This window comes from Rhodobacter sp. NSM (assembly GCF_052244495.1).
In the GTDB taxonomy this organism is placed as follows: domain Bacteria; phylum Pseudomonadota; class Alphaproteobacteria; order Rhodobacterales; family Rhodobacteraceae; genus Cereibacter_A.
Map to the genome: position 1 here is coordinate 654,816 of NZ_JBQPXH010000001.1, position 21,515 is coordinate 676,330.

25 protein-coding genes and 1 tRNA gene are annotated in these 21,515 nt (G+C 69.0%); 5 read left to right on the top strand and 21 right to left on the bottom strand.

Going from position 1 to position 21,515, the window contains the following annotated elements; translation table 11 throughout:
- The first annotated feature begins 3 nt into the window (after positions 1-3).
- Both ACTVZP_RS03095 and ACTVZP_RS03100 read left to right on the top strand, forming a co-directional pair.
- Positions 4-612 carry a hypothetical protein gene (locus ACTVZP_RS03095; protein ID WP_443210619.1) on the top strand — a complete coding sequence of 203 codons (609 nt, stop codon included), beginning with the start codon at positions 4-6 and terminating at the stop codon, positions 610-612.
- A complete protein-coding gene (locus tag ACTVZP_RS03100) occupies positions 609-1,151 on the top strand; it encodes a hypothetical protein (protein WP_443210620.1) in 543 nt (180 codons plus the stop codon). Before ACTVZP_RS03095 ends, ACTVZP_RS03100 begins: the two co-directional genes overlap by 4 nt.
- A gap of 18 nt (positions 1,152-1,169) precedes the next feature.
- On the opposite strand, the gene ACTVZP_RS03105 is transcribed toward ACTVZP_RS03100, so the two are convergent.
- From ACTVZP_RS03105 to ACTVZP_RS03160, 12 genes are all read right to left on the bottom strand, one after another.
- A complete protein-coding gene (locus ACTVZP_RS03105; RefSeq protein WP_443210621.1) occupies positions 1,170-1,964 on the bottom strand; it encodes an ABC transporter ATP-binding protein in 795 nt (264 codons plus the stop codon).
- Complete coding sequence (locus tag ACTVZP_RS03110) at positions 1,961-2,941, bottom strand: ABC transporter substrate-binding protein (RefSeq protein WP_443210622.1); 981 nt, start codon at positions 2,939-2,941, stop codon at positions 1,961-1,963. Before ACTVZP_RS03110 ends, ACTVZP_RS03105 begins: the two co-directional genes overlap by 4 nt.
- Before the next feature lie 18 nt (positions 2,942-2,959).
- A complete protein-coding gene (locus tag ACTVZP_RS03115; protein ID WP_443210623.1) occupies positions 2,960-3,760 on the bottom strand; it encodes an ABC transporter permease in 801 nt (266 codons plus the stop codon).
- A gap of 298 nt (positions 3,761-4,058) precedes the next feature.
- Positions 4,059-4,751, bottom strand: coding sequence for a phosphate regulon transcriptional regulator PhoB (gene phoB, locus ACTVZP_RS03120; protein ID WP_443210624.1), 693 nt, complete (start codon positions 4,749-4,751; stop codon positions 4,059-4,061).
- Positions 4,751-5,479, bottom strand: a complete 729-nt coding sequence (phoU, locus tag ACTVZP_RS03125; RefSeq protein ID WP_443210625.1) for a phosphate signaling complex protein PhoU — start codon at positions 5,477-5,479, stop codon at positions 4,751-4,753. Before phoU ends, phoB begins: the two co-directional genes overlap by 1 nt.
- Before the next feature lie 13 nt (positions 5,480-5,492).
- Complete coding sequence (gene pstB / locus ACTVZP_RS03130) at positions 5,493-6,290, bottom strand: phosphate ABC transporter ATP-binding protein PstB (protein ID WP_443210626.1); 798 nt, start codon at positions 6,288-6,290, stop codon at positions 5,493-5,495.
- 11 nt (positions 6,291-6,301) lie between these two features.
- Positions 6,302-7,651 carry a phosphate ABC transporter permease PstA gene (pstA, locus tag ACTVZP_RS03135; protein ID WP_443210627.1) on the bottom strand — a complete coding sequence of 450 codons (1,350 nt, stop codon included), beginning with the start codon at positions 7,649-7,651 and terminating at the stop codon, positions 6,302-6,304.
- On the bottom strand, positions 7,648-9,090 hold the full coding sequence (pstC, locus tag ACTVZP_RS03140; RefSeq protein ID WP_443210628.1) for a phosphate ABC transporter permease subunit PstC: 1,443 nt from the start codon (positions 9,088-9,090) through the stop codon (positions 7,648-7,650). The genes pstA and pstC overlap by 4 nt, the downstream gene beginning before the upstream one ends.
- A 58-nt stretch (positions 9,091-9,148) precedes the next feature.
- The gene (locus ACTVZP_RS03145) at positions 9,149-10,192 is read right to left on the bottom strand and encodes a PstS family phosphate ABC transporter substrate-binding protein (RefSeq protein WP_443210629.1); all 1,044 of its coding nucleotides are present in this window, start codon (positions 10,190-10,192) and stop codon (positions 9,149-9,151) included.
- A 270-nt stretch (positions 10,193-10,462) separates the two neighbouring features.
- Positions 10,463-11,140: an SOS response-associated peptidase gene (locus ACTVZP_RS03150; protein ID WP_443210630.1), complete on the bottom strand. Its 678-nt coding sequence runs from the start codon at positions 11,138-11,140 to the stop codon at positions 10,463-10,465.
- 22 nt (positions 11,141-11,162) lie between these two features.
- Positions 11,163-11,507 carry an ArsR/SmtB family transcription factor gene (locus ACTVZP_RS03155; RefSeq protein ID WP_443210631.1) on the bottom strand — a complete coding sequence of 115 codons (345 nt, stop codon included), beginning with the start codon at positions 11,505-11,507 and terminating at the stop codon, positions 11,163-11,165.
- A gap of 67 nt (positions 11,508-11,574) precedes the next feature.
- A complete protein-coding gene (locus ACTVZP_RS03160; protein WP_443210632.1) occupies positions 11,575-12,075 on the bottom strand; it encodes a flavin reductase family protein in 501 nt (166 codons plus the stop codon).
- Between the two features lie 224 nt (positions 12,076-12,299).
- Between ACTVZP_RS03160 and ACTVZP_RS03165 the strand changes: the two genes are divergently transcribed.
- Entirely contained in the window at positions 12,300-13,295 is a 996-nt protein-coding gene (locus ACTVZP_RS03165) for a magnesium transporter CorA family protein (protein WP_443210633.1), read from the top strand.
- A gap of 94 nt (positions 13,296-13,389) precedes the next feature.
- On the opposite strand, the gene ACTVZP_RS03170 is transcribed toward ACTVZP_RS03165, so the two are convergent.
- The 8 genes from ACTVZP_RS03170 to ACTVZP_RS03205 form a co-directional block, all read right to left on the bottom strand.
- Positions 13,390-14,466 (bottom strand): 2'-deoxycytidine 5'-triphosphate deaminase, encoded by a 1,077-nt coding sequence (locus ACTVZP_RS03170; protein ID WP_443210634.1) that lies wholly within the window; start codon positions 14,464-14,466, stop codon positions 13,390-13,392.
- 66 nt (positions 14,467-14,532) lie between these two features.
- Positions 14,533-14,610, bottom strand: a tRNA-Pro gene (locus tag ACTVZP_RS03175).
- Between the two features lie 79 nt (positions 14,611-14,689).
- Positions 14,690-15,829: a MerR family transcriptional regulator gene (locus ACTVZP_RS03180; RefSeq protein ID WP_443210635.1), complete on the bottom strand. Its 1,140-nt coding sequence runs from the start codon at positions 15,827-15,829 to the stop codon at positions 14,690-14,692.
- Between the two features lie 12 nt (positions 15,830-15,841).
- Positions 15,842-16,144 carry an integration host factor subunit alpha gene (ihfA, locus tag ACTVZP_RS03185; protein ID WP_443210636.1) on the bottom strand — a complete coding sequence of 101 codons (303 nt, stop codon included), beginning with the start codon at positions 16,142-16,144 and terminating at the stop codon, positions 15,842-15,844.
- An 89-nt stretch (positions 16,145-16,233) separates the two neighbouring features.
- On the bottom strand, positions 16,234-17,205 hold the full coding sequence (locus ACTVZP_RS03190) for a beta-ketoacyl-ACP synthase III (protein WP_443210637.1): 972 nt from the start codon (positions 17,203-17,205) through the stop codon (positions 16,234-16,236).
- A gap of 6 nt (positions 17,206-17,211) precedes the next feature.
- Entirely contained in the window at positions 17,212-18,327 is a 1,116-nt protein-coding gene (gene plsX, locus ACTVZP_RS03195) for a phosphate acyltransferase PlsX (protein ID WP_443210638.1), read from the bottom strand.
- Positions 18,328-18,349: 22 nt separating this feature from the next.
- Entirely contained in the window at positions 18,350-18,556 is a 207-nt protein-coding gene (gene rpmF, locus ACTVZP_RS03200; protein WP_443210639.1) for a 50S ribosomal protein L32, read from the bottom strand.
- Positions 18,557-18,731: 175 nt separating this feature from the next.
- A complete protein-coding gene (locus tag ACTVZP_RS03205; RefSeq protein ID WP_443210640.1) occupies positions 18,732-19,325 on the bottom strand; it encodes a YceD family protein in 594 nt (197 codons plus the stop codon).
- A 220-nt stretch (positions 19,326-19,545) separates the two neighbouring features.
- Between ACTVZP_RS03205 and ACTVZP_RS03210 the strand changes: the two genes are divergently transcribed.
- Entirely contained in the window at positions 19,546-20,028 is a 483-nt protein-coding gene (locus ACTVZP_RS03210; RefSeq protein WP_443210641.1) for an outer membrane protein assembly factor BamE, read from the top strand.
- 221 nt (positions 20,029-20,249) lie between these two features.
- Here ACTVZP_RS03210 and msrB read toward each other — a convergent pair whose 3' ends face one another.
- Positions 20,250-20,654 (bottom strand): peptide-methionine (R)-S-oxide reductase MsrB, encoded by a 405-nt coding sequence (gene msrB, locus ACTVZP_RS03215; protein ID WP_443210642.1) that lies wholly within the window; start codon positions 20,652-20,654, stop codon positions 20,250-20,252.
- 106 nt (positions 20,655-20,760) lie between these two features.
- Here msrB and ACTVZP_RS03220 point away from each other — a divergent pair, with 106 nt between their 5' ends.
- Complete coding sequence (locus ACTVZP_RS03220; RefSeq protein ID WP_443210643.1) at positions 20,761-21,513, top strand: GNAT family N-acetyltransferase; 753 nt, start codon at positions 20,761-20,763, stop codon at positions 21,511-21,513.
- Positions 21,514-21,515 lie beyond the last annotated feature (2 nt).

Sequence of the window (21,515 nt, forward strand, 5' to 3'; positions counted from 1 at the left end):
CCCATGAAACCCATTCGTGCGATGCTGCTGCTGGCGGCGCTGTCGGCGGCCCCGGCCGCCGAGGCCGGAAGGCTGGCCGAGGTCATCTTCCAGCCCGGCGCCTTTGCGGCGACCACCGAGGTGACGCGCTATGCCCATGAGCGCAAGGGCCCCGAGATCGCGGGGCTTCAGCTGGTGCCGGATGGCGAACTGGTGGTTACGCCCGAGGGAGCGGGCGAGGCCACGCGCCTGTCCCTCGTCCACCATATGGCGGGGCGCGACGTTCCGATCGCCGAATTTCCGGCATCGGGCGGTGATCCGGTGCTGCTCTGGTTCCTCGAGAACACGGTGCGCAGCATGGCGATCATCACCGAGGGCAGCCCCTTCTACATCCGCAACCGGATGCGCGAGGCGATCGCCGCGGCGGACTTCGCCGAAGCTCAGGGGCCGGTGACGGTGGAGCTGCATCCCTTCGCGCAGGATGCGCGGCGTCAGGCGATGGGACCCTTCGCGGATCTCGTCCTGCGCATCACCTTCGACGCGGGGCAGTCGGTGCCGCTCCGTGCGCTCGAGGCCGACACGACCTCTGCGGGCGGGACCTACCGGGAAACCCTGACGCTGGAGAAGAGATGACCATGCGCCTCCTGCTCGCGCTGATCCTCGCGCCGCTGCCTCTTCTGGCCCAGACCGGCACCCCTTCGCCCGATGCGCCGCCATCGCCGGCGGCAGGGCAGGTCGAGGGCGCGGGACCGGCTCAAGGGGCCGCCGGTCCGGGGGCGGATGGCCCTGCGGCCGGAGCCGTCTCGCCGGGCGCTCCGGCCGCCGGCGCGGTCCGCGCTGCGCGGGGCCCGGAGGCGGGGGCCGTGCGGGCTGCACCCGACATCCACTTCGACGAGAGCCTGAACGACTATCCCACCCTCGCTCGGGCCGACTACATCTTCGCCTGCCTCGCGACGAACGGGCAGGACAGGGACACGATGCGGCGCTGCGCCTGTTCGATCGACGTCATCGCCTCGATCCTTCCCTACGGGTCCTACGAGAAAGCCGAGACGATCCTCTCGATGCGTCTCGGCGCGGGCGAGCGGGCAAACCTCTTCCGGATCCCGGTCACGCAGGCCGACGTGGCCGACCTGCGCCGCGCGCAGGCCGAGGCGGAGATGACCTGCTTCTGACCCGGCCCGGCACCGCGATCAGCTGCGGCCGTGGAAATCCGAGCCCGGGTCGTTGAGCACCATGTCGCGCAGCCGGTCCCAGAGGTGGCGACGGAGGTCGGCGTAGCGGGGCAGGGCACGGGAATCGCCGTCCCAGCGGGGGCGCGGAAAGGTCACCTCGACCTCCTCGACCACCCGACCCGGCCGGGGGGACATCAGCAGGATCCGGTCGGCAAGGATCAGCGCCTCGTCGACGGAATGGGTCACGAAGAGCACCGTTGCCGGCCGCCGCTCCAGCAGCCGCATGAGCTCGACCTGCATGAGTTCGCGCGACTGCGCATCGAGGCTGGCGAAGGGCTCGTCCATCAGCAGGATCGCGGGCTCGGCCGCCAGCGCACGCGCCAGCGCCAGCCGCTGCCGCATGCCGCCGGAAAGCTGCGCCGGCCAGCTTTTCGCGAAGCGCGAAAGGCCGACCAGCCCGAGGTAATCGTCGGCGCGCTCCAGCGCCTCGGTGCGCGGCAGGCGGGGCAGGGCGAAGACGATGTTCTCGCGCGCGGTCTTCCACGGGATCAGGCGGAAGGACTGGAACACCATCGCCGTATCGCGTCCGGGCATTGGCGGGCGGCCGTCGATGGTCACCGATCCCGCATCGGGGGGGATCAGTCCCGCCACGAGCCGCAGCAGCGTGGTCTTTCCGCAGCCCGACGGACCCAGCACCACCACGACCTCGTCCCGGCCGAGGGTCAGCGAGATCCGGTCCAGCGCGGGCATGCGAGATGCGCCCCGGCCGAAGGCGAGCGAGACGCCGTCGAGGCGGACGTGGGGCTCGTTCAACCCTGGGCCGGGCCGAGCTTCTGCAGCACCGTCTCCAGCGGGCCGAAATCGGTCCATTCCTCGAGCCCGACCGGGCGGAGCCCCTGGAAGTCCTCCGTGCCGTACATCCATTCCGTGGTCACCTTCAGTTCCTCGCGCGTCAGGCCGCCGTCGACGCTCCAGCTGTTGAGGTAGGCTTCGGCCAGCGTCTCGAGATCGGCCACCGGCACGTCCGGCCGCGCCTCCCTCATGCGCTCGACCCAGGTCGCCGGATTCTGGAAGTCCCGCGCGGCCAGTACCAGGGCCTCGATGACGGCCTCCACCTCCGGACGGCGGCTCTCGAGCGTTTCCGTCGTCACCACGTTGACCTTCGTCGTCACCGGGGCCGCCGCGAAGTAGTCGTCCATGCCGATCAGGATGTTCACGCTGTCACGGTCCGGCATGGCCGTCCACGTCCCGATCGACATGGTCGTGGCATCGACCTGCCCCGCGAGCAGCGCCTGCGCCCGAACCGCCGGCTGCCCCAGCGGCACGAGGTTCAGCCCCGAGATGTCCACGCCCTTCGTCGCAAGCACCTTGGCGCTCAGCGAGTGATCGAGAGAGCCGACGCGGCCGATCCCGAAGCTTCGGCCCTGCAGCGCCTCGGGCGAAGCGATCTCGGGTCTGGAGGCTATGAGGAAGGGCAGCGACTTGTTGGGCGACATCACCGCCCGCAGGTCGCTCGCGCCCCGCGCCACCATCTGCAACAGCGCGTCGGTCGAGACATTGGCCATCTCGCCTTCGCCGGCCTGAAGCGCGGCCATCGCCATCGGGGTCTGCTGCACCCGGACCAGTTCCACCTCGACGCCCGCGCGCTCGAAGTAGCCGTTGGCAAGCGCCAGATCCATGACGGAGTTCGGCACCAGCGGGGTCTCGAGGTCGCTGACGATGAGGCGGAACGGCTCGGCCGCGGCGGGCGGGGCGAGGGCGAGCAGAAGCAGGACGAGAAGGCGTTTCATCGGATCTCCATCAACAGGTTACGGCCTGTCCGTGAGGCGCCAGCGCGAGAGCCGGCCCTCCAGCAGGCGAAGGCTCTCGGTCACGATCACGCCGATCGCGGCGAGGGCCAGCACGATCACGAAATAGTCGGCCATGCGGAAGGTGTTGCCGTAGAGGGCGAGCAAACCTCCGAGGCCGGTCACGGCGGTGTAGAGTTCGGCCACCACGGTATTGATGAGGCCGATGGTGGCGCCGAGGCGCAGGCCCACGACGAGGAAGGGCAGGGCGCCGGGCAGGACGATGTGAAGCTGGATCCGCGCCTCGGACGCGCCGGTGGAGCGCGCCATCTCGATCAGTTCCTCGTCGCGGGCGAGGACGCCTGCATAGGTGTTCAGGATGATCGGCATCACCGCGCCCAGGAAGACGATCATGGCCTTGGCTTCCGTGCCGAGGCCGAGCAGCACGATGATGAGCGGGATGAAGGCCACCCGGGGCGTGGCCGCGAGGGCGAAGACGAAGATGTCCACCGTGCGGCCGAAGAGGCGGACCGATCCCATGAGGGCCCCGAACGGGATGCCCACGAGGATGGCCGCGCCGAGACCCGAGCCGTAGGTCACGAGGCTCTGCCCCACCGCGGCCTGCAGCCTGCCCTCGGACCAGAGGCGCAGGGCGGATGCGGCAGTGGCCGCGGGCGAGGGGATCAGCCCGCGCGGCACGGTGGCCGAGGCCATCCACCAGAGCAGGATGAGGCAGAGGAGAAAGCCCAGCCGCAAGAGGATCAGCGTTCCGGCACCCGCCGGACGCCGGCCCCGGCCGCTCGTCTCTCTCCATCCCGACATCCGACCCCTCCCCGGTCGTCCGTCCGGCGAGCCTTGCAGGATCGGCCAATGGCGGCAATCCCACTTTAGGGTGAGGAGGCGACTGGTAACCCCCGGCTTTGACCCTCAGGGCAGTGCCGGTGCCGGGGCGACCAAGCGGCCGGGGCGACCCGCTGATCTCCGTTGCACGTGAACGGGCAAGGCGCGTGCCGATGCGACGGGTCGGCGGGCGCGACGCGCCTGTCCTCATCCCGCAGGTTCGCGCGCGGGTGCCAGCGCTGCAAGAGCGACGCGCTCTTGCCCGCGCGGCGGTGCCGCATCAGCCCAGGGCGTAGCCGGCGCCGCGGACGGTGCGCAGCGGATCCTCGCCGCCGTGGATGCAGAGCGCCTTGCGCAGGCGTCCGACGTGAACATCGACGGTGCGGCTGTCCACGTAGATGTCGCGGCCCCAGACCCGGTCGAGAAGCTGCTCGCGGCTCCAGACCCGTCCGGGCTTTTCCATGAAGGTGGAGAGCAGCCGGAACTCGGTCGGCCCGAGCTTCAGGAGCTGGCCGCTGCGGTGGACCTTGTGCGTCTCGGGATCGAGGCGGATATCCTCGAATTCCAGGGCTAGGCCGACGCTCGAGGGCCGCGCCCGGCGAAGCTGGCTGCGCACGCGCGCCATGAGTTCGACCACCGAGTAGGGCTTGACCACGTAGTCATCGGCGCCGGTCTCGAGGCCGCGCACGCGGTCGACCTCCTCCGAGCGGGCCGAGAGCATGATGATCGGCACGGACCGGGTGGACGGGCGCGTCTTCAGCTGGCGGCAGACCTCGATCCCCGAGACCGAGGGCAGCATCCAGTCGAGGACGATGACGTCCGGTCCCGCCTCTTCGACGAGCATCAGCGCCTCGTCGCCGGTGCCGGCCTGCACGACGCGGAACCCTTCCGATTCAAGGTTGTAGGAGAGCACTTCGCGCTGTGCGGGCTCATCCTCGACGAGGAGCACGACGGGCTGGTCGGCAGGCGACATCAATTGGCCTCCGCCGCGGGCAGGCCCGCGCTGCTGGCCGTGAGATCGGCCTTCGGACGCGGCTCCTCGGGAAGCTGACCGGTCACGAGGTAGATCACCTGCTCGGCGATCGAGGTGGCATGGTCCCCCATCCGTTCGATGTTCTTGGCGATGAAGTGGAGATGCATGCAGGCGGTGATGTTGCGCGGATCCTCCATCATGTGGGTGAGGAACTCGCGGAAGAGGGCGTTGTACATCTGGTCCACCTCGCGGTCGCGCTGGCGCACGTCGGCGGCAAGCGCCGCATCGCGGTGAATGTAGCTGTCGAGCGCGTCCTTGAGAAGAAGCTCCACCGTCTTGGCCATGCGCCGGATCGAGCCCGCCGCATCCCCCACCTGCGCGAGCTGGCCGAGGACGACCGAGCGCTTGGCGAGGTTCTTGGCATAGTCGCCGCAGCGTTCGAGCGCGGCTGCGATCTTTATGACCGTCAGCACGGTCCGCAGATCCGTCGCCGTGGGCGAGCGCAGCGCAATGAGCCGCGCGGCCTCGGCCTGGATCCGCTCCTCGAGCGCATCGATGGCGGCGTCGTTGCGCCGGACCTGCTCGGCCAGCTCCTCGTCGCGGGTCTCGAGCGCCTGGGCCGCGTCGAGGATGGCCGCCTCGACCATGCCGCCCATCTTCATGATGAGCGCCTGCACGGCTTCGAGATCGCGGTCGAAGGCCTGGAAGATATGGGGTTCGGTCATCATTCTGTCCTCCTCCTCAGCCGATCCGGCCCGAGATGTAGCTTTCCGTCCGCGGGTCACGCGGGTTGGTGAAGATCTGGCCCGTCTCGCCGTATTCGACAAGCCGGCCGAGGTGGAAGAAGGCCGTGCGCTGGCTGACGCGCGCGGCCTGCTGCATCGAGTGGGTCACAATCACCACGGAGAACTGCGTGCGAAGCTCGTCGATCAGCTCCTCGATCTGGGCAGTCGCGATGGGGTCCAGCGCCGAGCAGGGTTCGTCCATCAGGAGAACCTCGGGCGAGGTGGCGATGGCCCGCGCGATGCAGAGCCGCTGCTGCTGGCCACCCGAGAGGCCGGTGCCGGGCGAGGCAAGGCGGTCCTTTGCCTCGTCCCAGAGTGCCGCGCGGCGCAGCGAGCTCTCGACGATCTCGTCGATCTCGGCCTTGGAACGGGCGAGTCCGTGGATGCGGGGACCGTAGGCCACGTTGTCGTAGATCGACTTCGGGAAGGGGTTCGGCTTCTGGAACACCATGCCGACCTTGGCGCGCAGCTGCACCGGATCGACGCGCGCATCATAGATGTTCTGGCCGTCGAGCGTGATCTGCCCTTCGACCCGGCAGCCCGGGATCGTGTCGTTCATGCGGTTCAGGCAGCGCAGGAATGTGGACTTGCCGCAGCCCGAGGGGCCGATGAAGGCGGTGACGGTCTGGCCCAGGATGTCCACGTCCACATCCTTCAGGGCGTGGTTGGTGCCGTAGAACACCTGCGCCTTGCGGGCGGCGATCTTGACGTCGCTGGCGCTCACGACGCGCTCTGCATAACGGATGTCGTCCATGTCGGGGCTCCTTACCAGCGGCGTTCGAAGCGGCGGCGAAGAATGATGGCAACCGTGTTCATCACCACGAGGAACACGAGCAGCACGATGATGGCGCCCGAGGCCCGTTCGACGAAGGCCGGGTCGGCGCGCTGGGTGAAGTTGTAGACCTGCACCGGCAGGGCCGAGGCGGGATCGAAGAAGCCCTCCGGCGGCGCTGAGGGGTATTCGCGCACGAAGGCCACCATGCCGATCAGGAGCAGCGGGGCGGTTTCGCCCAGCGCCTGCGCAAGGCCGATGATCGTGCCGGTGAGGATGCCGGGCATCGCCAGCGGCAGGACGTGGTGGAAGATCGACTGCATCTTCGAGGCGCCGATGCCGAGTGCTGCGTCGCGGATCGAGGGCGGCACGGCCTTGAGGCTCGCGCGGGTGGCGATGATGATCGTGGGCAGGGTCATCAGGGTCAGCACGAGGCCGCCGACGATGGGCGCCGACTGCGGCAGGCCCATGAAGTTGATGAAGATGGCGAGGCCCAGGATACCGAAGACGATCGAGGGCACGGCGGCGAGGTTCGAGATGTTGACCTCGATCAGGTCGGTGAACCGGTTCTTCGGCGCGAATTCCTCGAGGTAGATCGAGGCCGCGACGCCGATGGGCAGCGCCAGAACCAGCACGATGAACATCATGTAGGCCGACCCCAGGATGGCCACGCCCAGCCCGGCGGCCTCGGGGCGGACCTCGGAGGCGTCGGTTCCGAACAGGAACTGCGGGTTGAAGGCGACGGTGACGAGGCCCGCGTCGCGCATCCGCTGGGCGAGGGCGAGCTGCTCCGGCGTCACGTTGCTGTCGAGAGCCGCGCTCCCCATCGTCACGCGGCCCTTGAAGAAGCCGTCAACCCGCCCGTTGGCGAGCGCCCGGAAGGTGATCGTCTCGCCGACGAGGTCCGGGTTGGCCAGCACGCGGTCCCGCAGCGTCGCCGCGGCTTCCTTGGACAGGAGGCCCGCGATGTCCTTGTCGCTGATCTCCTCGGTCTTCAGGCCGGATGCCGCGACAGCCGCCACCATCGAGGCTTCGAGCTGACGCCCGTAGCCGAGGGTCGTGACCTTCTTCATCTCCTCGACGTCGCGATTGCCCTTCGGGTCCACGATCTTGGCGTCCAGTGTCAGCGGGATCTCGACGAAGGTCTGGCGGAAGGCGCCCGCGCCGTTGCCGAGGACCGACGTGAGCAGCATCAGGAGGGCGAGGAGCGAGATGGCCACGGCACCGATGCCGTAGGCCCGGAACCGGCGCTCGGCGGCGTTGCGGCGGCGGGTGCGGGCGTCGGGCGCAAGGAGCGTGCCCGTGCCGCGGCCGGAGCCCGCGGGTGCGGAGGCGTCGGTCATTCGTATTGCTCCCGATATTTGCGCACGATGTAGAGGGCGATGACGTTCAGCACCAGCGTGATGACGAAGAGCGTCAGGCCGAGAGCGAAGGCCACGAGGGTTTCGGGCGAGGCGAATTCGGTGTCACCGGTCAACTGGCTCACGATCTTCACGGTGACGGTGGTCATCGCCTCGAAGGGGTTCATGGAGAGCTTCGCCGCGGCGCCCGCGCCGAGCACCACGATCATGGTTTCGCCGATGGCGCGGCTTGCGCCGAGGAGGATCGCGCCGACGATGCCCGGCAGGGCCGCGGGCAGGATCACCTGCTTCACGGTTTCGGACTGCGTGGCGCCGAGCCCGTAGGAGCCGTCGCGCAGCGACTGGGGCACCGCATTCATGATGTCGTCGGACAGGGACGAGATGAAGGGGATGAGCATGATCCCCATCACCAGTCCCGCGGTCATCACCGAGGAAGAGGAGGAACCGAGGCCGAGCGGCTGGGCGAACCAGTCGCGCAGCGCGGGGCCGACGGTGATGAGGGCGAAGAGGCCGTAGACGATGGTGGGAATGCCCGCGAGGATCTCGATGGCGGGCTTGGCCCAGCCGCGGGTTTTCGGACCCGCATATTCCGACAGGTAGACCGCCGTCAGCAGCCCGATCGGCACGGCGACGAGCAGGGCGATGAACGAGATGTACATCGTGCCCCAGATCAGCGGCCAGATGCCGAGATCCGAGCCGCCGCGGAACTGCGGGTTCCAGGTGAGGCTCAGGAAGAAGTCCTGCGCCGGATAGAGGCGGAAGAAGTGCATCGTCTCGAAGACGAGCGACAGCACGATCCCGACCGTCGTCGCCACCGCCACCAGCGAGGCCGCAATCAGGATCCACATGATGAAGCGCTCGGACACGTTGCGGGCGCGGTAGTCCGGCCCGATCCGCAGCAGCGCGAGGCCGAAGCCTCCTGCGCCGGCCGCCATCACGAGGACGGACATCCACAGGCCGAGCGTCGCCTGCAGGTCGCGGTGGGCGCGGGCGGCGGCGAAGGTCTCGGGCGTGACGCTGGTCACCGCTGCGCCAACCGAGCGGAGGCGGGCCGCGAGGCCGTCGGCCGGCAGGGCCGCCACGTCCCGATCCGAGAGGTTCTCGGCGACCGCGAGCCGGTCGAGACCCATCGAGATGCGCCGCACGTCCGCCATGACGAGGCTCGCATCCGCGGTGGCATCGGCAGGCAGCAGGGCCGAAACGCGGTGATCGACGTAGGCAGGCTGCAGCACGAGCCAGAGCGCCAGCAGGGCCAGAGCCGGGACCGCGGTCAGGAGCGCCACATACTGGCCATAGTGACCGGGCAGGGAATGCAGCCGCCGCGGATCGCCGCCGGCGGTGGAAATCGCGCGCCGCCTGCCGGCCAGAAAGCCTGCGGCGGCGAGTGTCAGGACGGCCAGAACGAGGATGCCGAGGCTCATGGGATGTCCGGATCAGGGGAAGGGGCGGCGCGAGGGATCCTCGCGCCGCCTGGTATCGTCAGTTGCTGAGCGGGCCCATCGGCACGCGGTTCGCGACCATTTCCTGCGTCTTGGCCAGTTCCGGGTCCGAGACGAGGCCGTAGTTGGCCAGCGGGCCCTCCGGGCCGGCCATGTCGTCGGAGACGAAGAACTCGATGTACTCCTGCAGGCCCGGGATCACGTCGAGGTGCGCCATCTTGACGTAGAAGAACAGCGGGCGCGACACCGGGTAGTCGCCGGCGGCGATGGTCTCGACCGAGGGGGTCACGCCAGACATGGTCGCAACCTTCAGCTTGTCGGTGTTGTTCTGGTAGAACGAGAGGCCGAAGACGCCGATGGCATTCTTGTTCGCGTCGATGCGCGAGAGGGTCTCGGTGTAGTCGCCGTCGATGTCGACCGAGGCGCCGTCGGTGCGCAGCGTCATGCACATCTCCTCGGCCTTGTCCTCGTCGCCGCCGTTGGCAGCCGCGAAGGCCTCCATGGCGCCGGTCTCCTCGCAGCCGGCGAGGATCACCTTCTCGTCGAACACTTCACGCGTGCCGTGCTTGGTGCCGGGAACGAAGGCGAGGATCGGCTGGTCGGCCAGATCGGGATTGACCTGGTTCCAGCTGGTGTTCGGGTTGGCCACGACCTCGCCATCGACCACGATCTGGGCGGCCAGCGCCTTGAACCAGTCGGCCGGCGTGAAGGCATAGTCCGGACCCGCGATGTCCGAAGCGAAGACGATCCCGTCATAGCCGATGCGGACTTCCATGATCTCGTCCACGCCGTTCTGCGCGCAGAGGTCGATGTCCGACTGCTTGATGCGCGAGGAGGAGTTGGCGATGTCGATCGTGTTCTCGCCGACGCCCTCGCAGAGTTTCTTGCGACCGGCACCCGACCCGCCCGATTCGACGACCGGCGTCGGGAAGTCGAAGTTCTCGCCGAAGGCCTCGGCCACGATGGTGGCATAGGGCAGCACGGTCGAGGAGCCGGCGGTCTGGATATTGTCACGCGCGGCGGCGACGCCCGCGGAAGCGGCGACCACGGCCAGCGACGACACCGTGAGCTTGAGAAGGGACATGGGACTCTCCTTGTCGGTTGGACGACCGCTGCGGGCGGCCTCGGCGCCGTCCTAGACCCGTTGCGAGTCGGGTTTATTGCAGTTCCATGACAGTTGTGTAACAGCGCCCGCGCTTCGGCCGCCGGGGCGGGTCGCCTCGTCGGCTGCGGGCAACCTTCGTTAACGCCTCGCAGCCTTCGGCCGAATGGCAGAACGGACGCCCCGGTCAGTCGTCGCGCGGGCCGGTCCGGCCTGCCGCGGGCGGTCATCGCTGGCCGTCGATCGCCCGGCTCAGATCGAGAAGAGGTCGCGTTCGGCGGGTTCGACAGGCTCGATCAGTTCGGGCCCCTCGTTCCGGATCGAACTGACGGTCCGCGCGACCTCGTGCCAACGCAGCGCGGAGACCGCAAGACGGGGCAGTTCCTCGACCGGGCAGCCGCCCAGCCAGTCGTCCGCCGACTCGAGCCCGATCATCACCGGCATGCGGTCGTGCACCCCGGTCAGATCCCCGCGCACCGGCTCGGTCAGAACGGCGCAGGTGGATCCCTGGTAGTCGGGCAGGCGCACGCGGCTCTCCACACCCGCCATCAGGAGGGCGGGCGCATTGCCGGCGGGCGCGATGTAATGCGGGTGCTTGACGCCGCCCCTGACCTGCCACTCGTAATAACCCGAAGCAAGGACGAGGCAGCGGCCGTTGCGATAGGCGGCACGGAAGCTTGGCGCCGACGCCACGCTTTCAGCGCGGGCGTTGATCGTGGTGGCCTTCCAGTCCTTCAGCCCACAGCGGTGGAAGGCCGGGATCAGCCCCCAGCGCGAGAGGTCTCCCTCAAGCCCGCCCGGGGCGGCCCGCACGATCGGGATCCTCGCGGTGGGCGGCACGTTGTAACGCGTCTCGATCTCGTCCCCGGCGGGCGCGAGGCCCCGCATCCAGCCGGCAAGCTGCGCCCAGGTGAGGTCCTTGTGGGCCATGCGTCCGCACATGGCGAGCGCCTCAGGTCCGGCAGAACATGTCGTAGAGCATGGCCACCGCCCGGCTCACCTTCGGGTCGGCGATGGAGTACCAGATCGTCTTGCCTTCCCGCCGGGCCGAGACGAGCCCGTCCTGCCGCAGCCGCGCGAGCTGCTGGCTCACCGCCGCCTGCCGGGTCGCGAGCAGGGTCTCGAGTTCGGTCACGGACCGCTCGCCGTTCGAGAGGTGGCAGAGGATCATCAGCCGCCCCTCGTGCGAAAGCGCCTTCAGGAAGCTGGCCGCGGCCTGGGCCTGGGTCACCATCCGGTCGGGAGGCACGGCGGCCGCGTCGAGTTGCGCTTCGGGCAAGTCAAGTGACATGGTCATGGAACTCCTCATCGGAGCACATCTAGCACGAAGGTCCGTCCGTGGCGAGATGTCGCAAGGTTGCCCCTCAGGAGGCCGGGAGGAACCGTCCGAAGCGCCCCTGCGAGAAGAGAAGCGGCGCGCCCGGCCGCATGGCGGCGCGCAGCACTTCGCCCACAACGATCGCGTGATCGCCGCCGTCATGCACGGCCATGCGCCGGCAGTCGAAGCGCGCGAGCGGCGCGGGAAGAAGCGGCACGCCATCGGAATTCGACCGATACTGGAGGCCGTCGAAGCCCGCGCCGCCCCGCGTGAAGCGCTGCGCGAGATCGCCCTGCTCGTCGTCGAGGACATGGATCGCGAAATGATCTGCGCCCGCAAAGATGTCGAAGCGGCTGGACGACCTCGCGGGCGACCAGAGCACCAGCGGGGGATCCAGCGAGACCGAGGCGAAGCTGTTGGCCGTCATGCCCATCGGCCCCTCGCCGTCAAGCACCGTCACCACGGTGACGCCGGTCGCGAAGCGGCCGAGCGCATCGCGGAAGGCGCGTGCGTCGGTCTCTGGGGCGAAGACGGCCTCTTCGGTCATCCGGGTCCTCCTCTGGGCCGGTCGGACGCCGCGAGCCTCGTTCAGCGGCGCCCCGGCGGGGCCGAACCCACGTCTCACGATCCGTGCCGTTGTGCAATGCGTCGAAGCGCAACCCTGTCCGGAAGAGGCGGGGCGGGAACATCGGGTTCCCGCCTTGAGGCGCGGAAGACACTTGCACGACACTGCGGCTGCGCTACTCACCCTTTGTCAGCAGGAGGTGGACCATGCTCTTCGCGTATCAGAGATCCGGCGCGAAGCTGCAGCGCCTGCCGCCGCCCGCCCCCGGCGAGCCGGACGACAGGCTGGAGGCCGCGATCTGGATCGACCTCTACAAGCCGCTGCCGGGGCAGGTCGAGGCCGTCCGGCGGCTCGGGGTCGATGTGCCGACGCTGGCGGACATGGAGGAGATCGAGGTCTCGAGCCGCCTCTACCGCGAGGGTGGGCTCGACTACATGACCGTGGTCCTGCCGGGGCAGAACGAGTTGAAGGAGCAGATCTCGTCTCCGGTCTGCTTCATCCTTGCGCCGCGCCGCCTCGTGACCGTGCGCCACCACGCGCCGCGCCCCTTCGAGACCTATCCCGAGCGCGCAGACAAGGTGGGCCTCGGCTGCGCACGATCCGAGCAGGTCTTCCTCGGTCTGATCGAGGAGATCGTGGGCCGCCTCGCCGACCTGATGGAGGCGAGCGGGCGCAGCCTCGACACCGTCTCGCGCGCGATCTTCCAGCCGCCCGCGCAGTCGCGCACCCATGGCGCTCCGGCGCCCGAACGCCTTCAGGAGCTTCTGGAACAGGTGGGCCGCGAGGGCGAGCGTCTGGCCCACATCCGGCTCGCGCTGCTCACGCTCGAGCGCGCGATCGGCTTCTTTGCGCAGACCTTGCCCGACCGGATCGAGCAGGAGGGCTTGAAGCCCGCGATCAAGAGCCTGCAGCGCGACATCACGGCGATGGAGGTCCATGCGGACTTCATCTCGCAGCGGGTCGCCCTGGCGACGGATGCGACGCTCGGGATGATCAACCTGTCGCAGAACGCGACGGTGAAGATCGTGTCGGTCGTGGCGGTCCTCTTCCTGCCGCCGACGCTCGTGGCCAGCATCTACGGGATGAACTTCGCGCATATGCCGGAACTGGAGCGGCCGTTCGGCTATCCTGTCGCCCTGGGCCTCATGCTGGCTTCTGCGGCCGGAACCTGGGCCTACTTCAAGTGGAAGAACTGGCTCTGACCCTGGCCGCCACCTGCCGCAGGTCGCGGCAGGCGTCTGCCCCGGACGTGGCTCCCGCGGCGGCGGCTGGACGGCCCGTGGGCGCCGCTGGCACTCAGCCTGCCCGGAAATGCTTGGCGAGCTTCAGGCCCTGTCCCTGGTAGTTCGAGGCGATGCCCGCGCCGTAGAGCATGTCGGGCTGCTCCTCCATCCGCTCGTAGACCAGACGGCCGACGACCTGACCATGTTCGAGCACGAAGGGCGCCTCATGGCACCGCACCTCGAGCACGCCGCGCGATCCCGCGCCGCCCGAGCGTGCATGGCCGAAGCCCGGATCGAAGAACCCCGCATAGTGGACACGGAACTCGCCCACCATGGCGAGATAGGGGGCCATCTCGGCGGCGTGGTCCGGCGGGATGGTGACTGCCTCGCGACTGACGAGGATGTAGAAGGCGCCCGGATCGAGGATGATCCGGCCTTCATGCGAGCGGATCTCCTCCCAGAAGTCGGCGGCCGGATAATGCCCGATGCGGTCGAGGTCGATCAGGCCGGTATGGGGTTTCGCGCGATAGCCCAGGAGGTCGCTGTCCGCAGGACGGAGATCGACGGAAAAGCCCAGGCCATTCGAGATCACCGGCTCGCCGTTCACCAGCGGCTCGCGGTCATGAAGGGCGGCAAGCTCGGCATCCGTCAAGGTGGCCTCGCCTTCGCGGAAGCGGATCTGGTTCAGGCGCATTCCCGGCCGGACGAGGACCGAGAAGCTTCTCGGGCAGACCTCGGCATAGAGCGGGCCCTCGTAGCCCTCGCGGATCCGGTCGAACTCTGTGCCGCCATCGGCGATGCTGCGGGTGAGCAGGTCGAGCCGGCCGGTCGAGCTCTTCGCATTGGCGACCGCCGACACGCCCGGCGGCAGGCGGAGGCGTTCCATCAGCGGCACGACGTAGACGCAGCCCTTCTCGAGCACGGCGCCGGGGGTCAGGTCCACCCGGTGCATCTCGAACTCCTGAAGGCGCTCGGCCACGGTGCGGCCCGCGCCCGCGAGGAACGAGGCCCGCACGCGGTAGGCCACCGTCCCGAGGCGAAGATCGAGACTGGCCGGCTGGATCTGTCCGGGGATCACCGGCAGCTCGGCGGCGATCGCGCCCGAGGCGATCAGCGACCGGATGCGTTGCGATGCGAGAACTCCGGTCATCCCTCTCTCCTCGGCAGGGCCTTTGATGCAAAACGGCCCGCCTCAAGCGAGGCGGGCCGTTTTTGATGGTCGGGCCGGCGAGATTCGAACTCGCGACCTTCCGCCCCCCAGACGGACGCGCTAACCAGGCTGCGCCACGGCCCGACAGGCGGGATACATAACGAGATTCGCCGCGGGAGCAAGCGGGAAACGCATCGGTTCGGGCGCTTCCTCCCGCTCAGGTTCAGGGCGCCTGCAGACGCTCGCGCAGGGCAAGCAGCCGCGCGCGCAGGGCAAGGACATCCTCGCGCCGGTGCGCAAGACACCCCTCGGGAAGGGCGCGCAGCGGGGTCGCGCGCCAGGCCGGATCGGGCCCCTCCGGCATCTCGCCCTCGGCAATCTGGTGCGGCTCGCGTTGCGGCGCGGTGTCGGAAGCCCGGCGCATCGCGGCATTGGGCGCTTTGGCGGCGGGTGAATCGTCTGGGCCCTGCACAGGGGTCCCGGCGGGGACCAGCCCCTCTCCGGCGGATGGCGGAACAGCGACCGGCCCCGCTGCGGCGGGCTGCCGCGCGCCGTCGTCGAGGGGGGGCGGCGCTTCTGCCGCCGGCTGCGCCGCCTCCGGCTGATCACCGTGATCCACGCGCGGCAGGAGCGGCTCGGGAGCGGACCACGCGACCGGTTCCTCCTCGGCCTCCTCGACAGCGGGCGCGCGATCATCCGCGGGATCGGAGCCTGTGGCGGCGTCGCCAAGGGCAGGGCTTGCGCCATCCCCTTCCGGCATGCCATCGGCCTCCCGCGGCTCCGCCCCGTCGGGCGATGCCTCCTGCGCTCCGACATAAGTCGAAGGGGTATCCGGCCCTTCGAGTGGCGACCCTTCGGCACCGGCAGGGGGGAGGCCGGCACCGTCCAGATCCAGCTCCGGCGGCCGGTCAGCGCGTGCGGCAGGAGGACGGCGCAACGCCTCGGCACGCAGCGGACCGCCCGCCGGCGCCTGCCGGGAGAATGGCACGACCTCGCCGCGGATCTCGGGCACCTCCTCGAAGGTGAAACCGGCTTGTTCGTCCGCGGCGGGGGGGCTGGCTGCCGCCGCATCCTCCGGCGCGGGGCCGGGATCCTGACCGCTGAGGCTTGCGACATGGCGCACGCCCTGCTCGCGCAGGATCTTCTGCACGCCTCTGATCGTCAAACCGTCGTCATGCAGGAGCCGCCTGATCCCGGCCAGAAGCGCCACGTCGGACGGACGATAGTATCGGCGCCCCCCCGCGCGCTTCACCGGGCGGATCTGCGGGAAGCGGCTCTCCCAGAATCGCAGGACATGCGCCGGCGTCTCGAGGATCTCGGCGACCTCGCTGATCGTGCGGAAGGCTTCGGCCGACTTTTCCATCCGCATATCCGATCAGTTCTTGCCGCCGGCGGCGACACGCTCCTTCATCAGGTGCGAGGGGCGGAAGGTCAGAACCCGGCGCGGAGAGATCGGCACCTCGTCGCCGGTCTTGGGGTTTCGTCCGATCCGGGCGGACTTGTCACGAACCGTGAATGTCCCGAAGGAAGAGATCTTGACCATCTCTCCGGTCGCCAGCGCATCCGACACATGCTGAAGCACCGACTCCACGAGTTGCGCCGATTCATTGCGCGACAGGCCCACCTCGCGGAACACTGCCTCGCTCAGATCCATTCGCGTCAAGGTCTTGTCGCTCATTCCACACCCCACCCAGATTTCGACACAGGATGAGGTATGAGGGATTCCGAGTCAATATCAACGGGTTGGCGAAGGCCCTTGATACGCGCTTACCAGCGCAGCACGACGGAGCCCCAGGCGAGGCCTCCACCGATCGCCTCAGTGACCAGCAGATCGCCTTCCTTGATCTGTCCGCGGCTCTTGCCGACCGACAGGGCGAGCGGAATCGAGGCGGCCGACGTGTTGCCATGATCCTGCACGGTGAGGATCACGCGGTCCATCGGCACCTGCATCCGCTGGGCCGTTGCCGAGATGATCCGCAGGTTGGCCTGGTGGGGTACGATCCAGTCGACATCGGCCGAGGTCAGCCCCGCCTTCTCGAGGGCGGTATGGGCCGTCTCGGCCAGCTTCTCGACCGCATGTCGGAAGACCTCGCGTCCCTGCATCCGCAGATGTCCGGTGGTGCCGGTCGAGGATCCGCCATCGACGTAGAGCAGATCCTTGAACCGGCCGTCCGAATGCAGATCGGTGGCGAGGATGCCGCGGTCGGAGGAGGTGCCCCCGAGCTCGGTGGCCTCGAGCACCACGGCGCCCGCACCGTCGCCGAAGAGCACGCAGGTGGCGCGGTCGTTCCAGTCCATGAGACGGCTGAAGGTCTCCGCCCCGATGATCAGGACCCGCCGGGCCTGGCCCGAGCGGATCAGCGCATCGGCATTGGCCAGTGCATAGACGAAACCCGCGCAGACCGCCTGCACGTCGAAGGCGAAGCCGCGCGTCATGCCAAGCGCGGCCTGAACCATCGTCGCCGCCGAAGGGAAGGTGAGGTCGGCCGTCGAGGTCGCCACGATCAGCGTGTCGATGTCGTCGGGCAAAAGCCCCGCATCCGCAAGCGCGGCGCGTGCCGCACGGGCGGCGAGGTCCGAGGTCGTCTGGCCCTCCGCCGCGAAATGCCTCCGCTCGATGCCGGACCGGGTCCGGATCCATTCGTCGGTCGTGTCGACGATCGACTCGAGTTCGGAGTTCGGGACGACGCGGTCGGGCAGGTAGTGCCCGACGCCCCTCACCACGGCGCGTATTGTCATTCAGCTTTACCGTTTCTCAGATATGCCGGGGGCTGCCATCTCGTCCTGGCGGGCATCCTGCCCCGCCCGCCCGGCGGATGCAAGCCGAGCCGCCAGCCGCTCGTGGAAGCCGGAGCGCGCAAGGCGCACGGCGAGCGCGATGGCCGCGGCGACCCCGGTCGCATCGGCCGAGCCGTGCGATTTTACCACCGTTCCGTTCAGCCCGAGAAACACGCCGCCGTTCACGCGCCGCGGATCGATGCGCTTCTGCAGACGCTTCAGCGAACCCAGCGCCAGGACGGCCGCCATCTTCGACAGGATGTTGGCGCCGAAGGCCTCGCGCAGGAAATCCGAGATGAGCTTGGCCGTGCCTTCGCCCGTCTTCAGCGCCACGTTGCCGGTGAAGCCATCGGTCACGATCACGTCGCAGCGGCGGCCCGGAATGTCGCCGCCCTCGAGGAAGCCCACGTATTCATAGGCTCCGGCCTCGGCATTGGCTGCGATGATGTCCTGCGCGGCCTTGAGTTCCGCGCGGCCCTTGTGCTCTTCGGTGCCTACGTTCAGCAGGCCCACGCGCGGGCGATCAAGGCTCAGGCCGTTGCGGGCGTAGGAGGCGCCCATCAGGGCGAACTGCGCCAGATCCTCGGCATCCGCCTTGATGTCGGCGCCCACGTCCAGCATCACGTTGAAGCCGCCGGAATTGCGCGAGGGCCAGAGGCAGGCGATGGCCGGCCGATTGACCCCCGGCAGCTTCCGGAGCCGGATCATCGCGACCGCCATAAGCGCGCCCGTGTTGCCGCAGGAGACGGCGACTGTCGCCTCGCCCGCACGGACGCTCTCGATGCAGGACCACATCGAGGTGCCTTCGCCATGGCGCATGACCTGGCTGGGCTTGTCGTTCATGGTGACCACACGCGGCGCGTGCCGGATCTCGCACCGGCCCCTGAGGTCCTTGCGCTTGCCGATCAACGGCCCGATGTGGGTTTCGTCGCCGTGGACGATGAAATAGGCGCCCGGGTTGGCTGAGGCGGATTCGGCGAGGCCGGCCACAACCGCGGCCGGGCCCCGGTCCCCGCCCATCGCATCGACGGATATCACTATTCGCCCTGCGCCCGTCGCCGGGGCTGCGGTTTCCCTTGCCATGCGTTGGGGCGTCAGGCGCGGCTTACGCCGCGTCCTCGTCCAGGTCGGTTTCCGCCGTCACAGCCACGACTTCGCGCGCGTCGTAATGGCCGCAGGCGCCACAGACGTGGTGCGGGCGCTTCAGTTCGCCGCAGTTCGGGCATTCGGCCGGGTTTGCGGCGACGAGCGCGTCATGCGAGCGGCGCATGTTGCGGCGGGAGCGGGTGACTCGGTTCTGAGGGACAGCCATGTCTCAACCTCGTGTTACGGAGGGGCCAGGCCCCTGTTTTTCCTTGGGGATTCGCGCGCTTCCCCCTAGGGCCGGCGCATCTGATCCGCGTGTCGAACGAGGCGCGGAACATAGTGGTATTCTGGCCCGGCGCAAGCCCCTTTCTGAGCCTGCTCGCAGGGTGGCCGGAACGGCCTCAGCCGTCGCCGTCGCCACCGCGCCCGGGTTCGTCGCCGCCCATTCTGCGGCGAAGGTCCGCCAGTCCCGCGAAGGGACGCAGATCGGCATCCGCCAGCGGCACGACGCCCGGCGGAGCGAAGGTCGTATCGTCCAGTTCGGCGCCGGGTGCCCGCGGGTAGAGCGGAAGCGCAAGCGCCAGCGCCTCGACGGCGACGGCGCCGGCATCGATCACGTCGGGCAGCGGTTCGCTGTCGTCCTCCGGCACTTCGACCTCGTCGGCCTCGGGCATCGTGTAGTCTGCCAGATAACGCCGGCTCACCGTTTCCTCGATCCGGGTCGTCACCGGCGTCAGCGTGACCGAGCAGGGCTGGACGACCGTCGCCTCCAGCCGGCCCTCGAGTTCGAAGTCGCGCCTTCCGGCGGGGCGGATTTCGCCGGCAAAGCTCATGCCCCGGACGCCGCTGATCCCGAGCAGGGCCGCGACAAGGCCCTGGATCTCGGCATCGGGGACGATCTTGAAGCGGGTGGGGCGGCTGGCCGAAAGTGCCGCGACCCGGAACGGGCAGCTCAGCGGCAGATCGGCGGTCGAGGTGTGGACGGGTTCCGGCATGACGCGGTTTCTTTCCGATTATCGGGCGGTTGCCGGCGCATCCGCGTCACGGGCAGCCGCCGGTGGGGGCGCCTGTGGCCGCGCTTCCGGAGCCGGATGCCGGTCCTCGTTCCATTCTTGAACAGAGGCCGGACCTTCTGTAAGCCGGTGGCTGAGCCGCAGACGGTCCATCGTCGGGTTTCGGGATACGGGGCTTCGCCCCCCAAGGCAAGGGGTCGTCATGGCGCGGGATGTCAGGTTCGGAGCGGCGCAAACCCGGCGGGTCCTGCGCAGGGTGTCGCTGGCGCTCTCGCTTTCCGTAGCGGTGGCGGCCTGCCAGCCGATCTACCGCAATCACGGCTATGTGCCGACCGAGCTGGACCTGCAGCGGATCGAGGTCGGGCGCGACACACGCGAGAGCGTGGCCGAGATCGTGGGCCGGCCGTCGGCCTCGACGCTGCTGAACGATACGGGCTGGTACTACGTCCAGAGCCGCTATCGCCACTACGGTGCGCGCGAGCCGCAGGAGGTCGACCGCGAGGTCGTGGCGATCACCTTCGACCCGTCGGGCACCGTGCGCAATGTCGAGCGCTTCGGCCTCGAGAAGGGACGCATCGTTCCGCTTTCGCGCCGCGTGACGGAATCGACCATCCGGGACACGAGCCTCCTGCGCCAGCTCTTCGGCAATATCGGCGCCTTGCGCACCGAAGACCTGATCGAGTGACGGAGCCGTCCGCACTGATTTAGGGCCCGCGGATGCCTCCCTGAACCGGGGCCGAGGCGTCGTCCCGGATCCTGATGGGATACCGGGGCCAGAGGAAGGCCGCAGGCTTTCGGGCGCGGCTGCGAGCTGGACCTTCGGCACTTCCACACCGGATGTCGGGCAGGCCTGCATGCCCGGACGCGAGCGGACAGCGCCGGCCTTTCACGGGCCGGAAGAGGGCGCTAGTCCTTCGGCTCGAAGGTCATCGCAACTCCGTTCATGCAGTAGCGCAGGCCCGTCGGCTGCGGCCCATCGGGAAAGACATGGCCGAGATGCGCCTCGCACCGCGCGCAATGCACCTCGGTCCGGCGCATGAAGAGCGTGCGGTCGTCCCTGGTTCCCACGGCTTCCTCGTCGATCGGGGCCCAGAAGCTGGGCCAGCCGGTGCCGCTCTCGTATTTCTGCGCCTGATCGAAGAGGGGCGCACCGCAGCCCACGCAATGGAAGATGCCGGGCTGCTTGGGAAAGTCGTCGTGCGTGCCCGCCCGCTCGGTGCCGTGCTTGCGCGTGACCTTGTAGGCCAGATCCGAGAGCTGCGCCCTCCATTCCGCATCGCTCTTCACCACCTTGTCGCGGTTGTCCGTCATCGTCCTCTCCAGTTGATTCCGCGGCCGCTTGACCGCTTGCACCCTGTCCCGGCGCGGCTCATATCTAGGACGCCGTTCCGCTGCGCCAAGTCACGAGGAGGTGTCGATGCTCTCGCTCAGCAGAGGTCGCTACGCAGCCCGGCCGGCGGCGGGGCCGGAAGACCTGCGTCGCGCACAGGAACTGAGGTGGCTGGCCTTCCGCGAAGGTCGCGCCGAGGGGGGGGCGAGCGGCCTCGACGCGGACGCTTTCGACGCGATCTGCACCCATATCCTGATCGAGGAGATCCTCACCGGCGTGCTGGTCGCCTGCTTCCGCTTCCTGCCGCTCTCCGGCGGGGGCGAGATCGGCCGCAGCTATTCGGCCCAGTTCTACGAGTTGTCGCCGCTCGAGAGCTTTGCGGGGCCCATGGTCGAGATGGGCCGCTTCTGCATCCATCCCGCCTGGCGGGATCCCGACATCCTGCGCGTGGCCTGGGGCGCGATGACGCGGCATGTGGACGAGGCCGGCGTCGAGATGCTCTTCGGCTGCTCCTCGTTCCACGGGACCGAGGCCGAGGCCTATCTCGACGTCTTCGCCATGCTGAGGGAGCGTCACCTGGCGCCGCCGCGCTGGCTTCCGCGGGTCAAGGCGCCCAACGTCTTCCGCTTCGCGCAGAAGCTCGCGCGGCGCAAGCCGGATGCGAAACGCGCGCTGATCCAGATGCCACCGCTGCTGCGGACCTACCTGATGATGGGGGGCTGGGTGTCGGACCATGCCGTGGTGGACCGCGACATGAACACGCTCCATGTCTTCACGGGGCTCGAGATCCGGGCGATCCCGGCCGGCCGCGTTCGGGCCCTGCGCGCCGTGGCCGGCTGAGC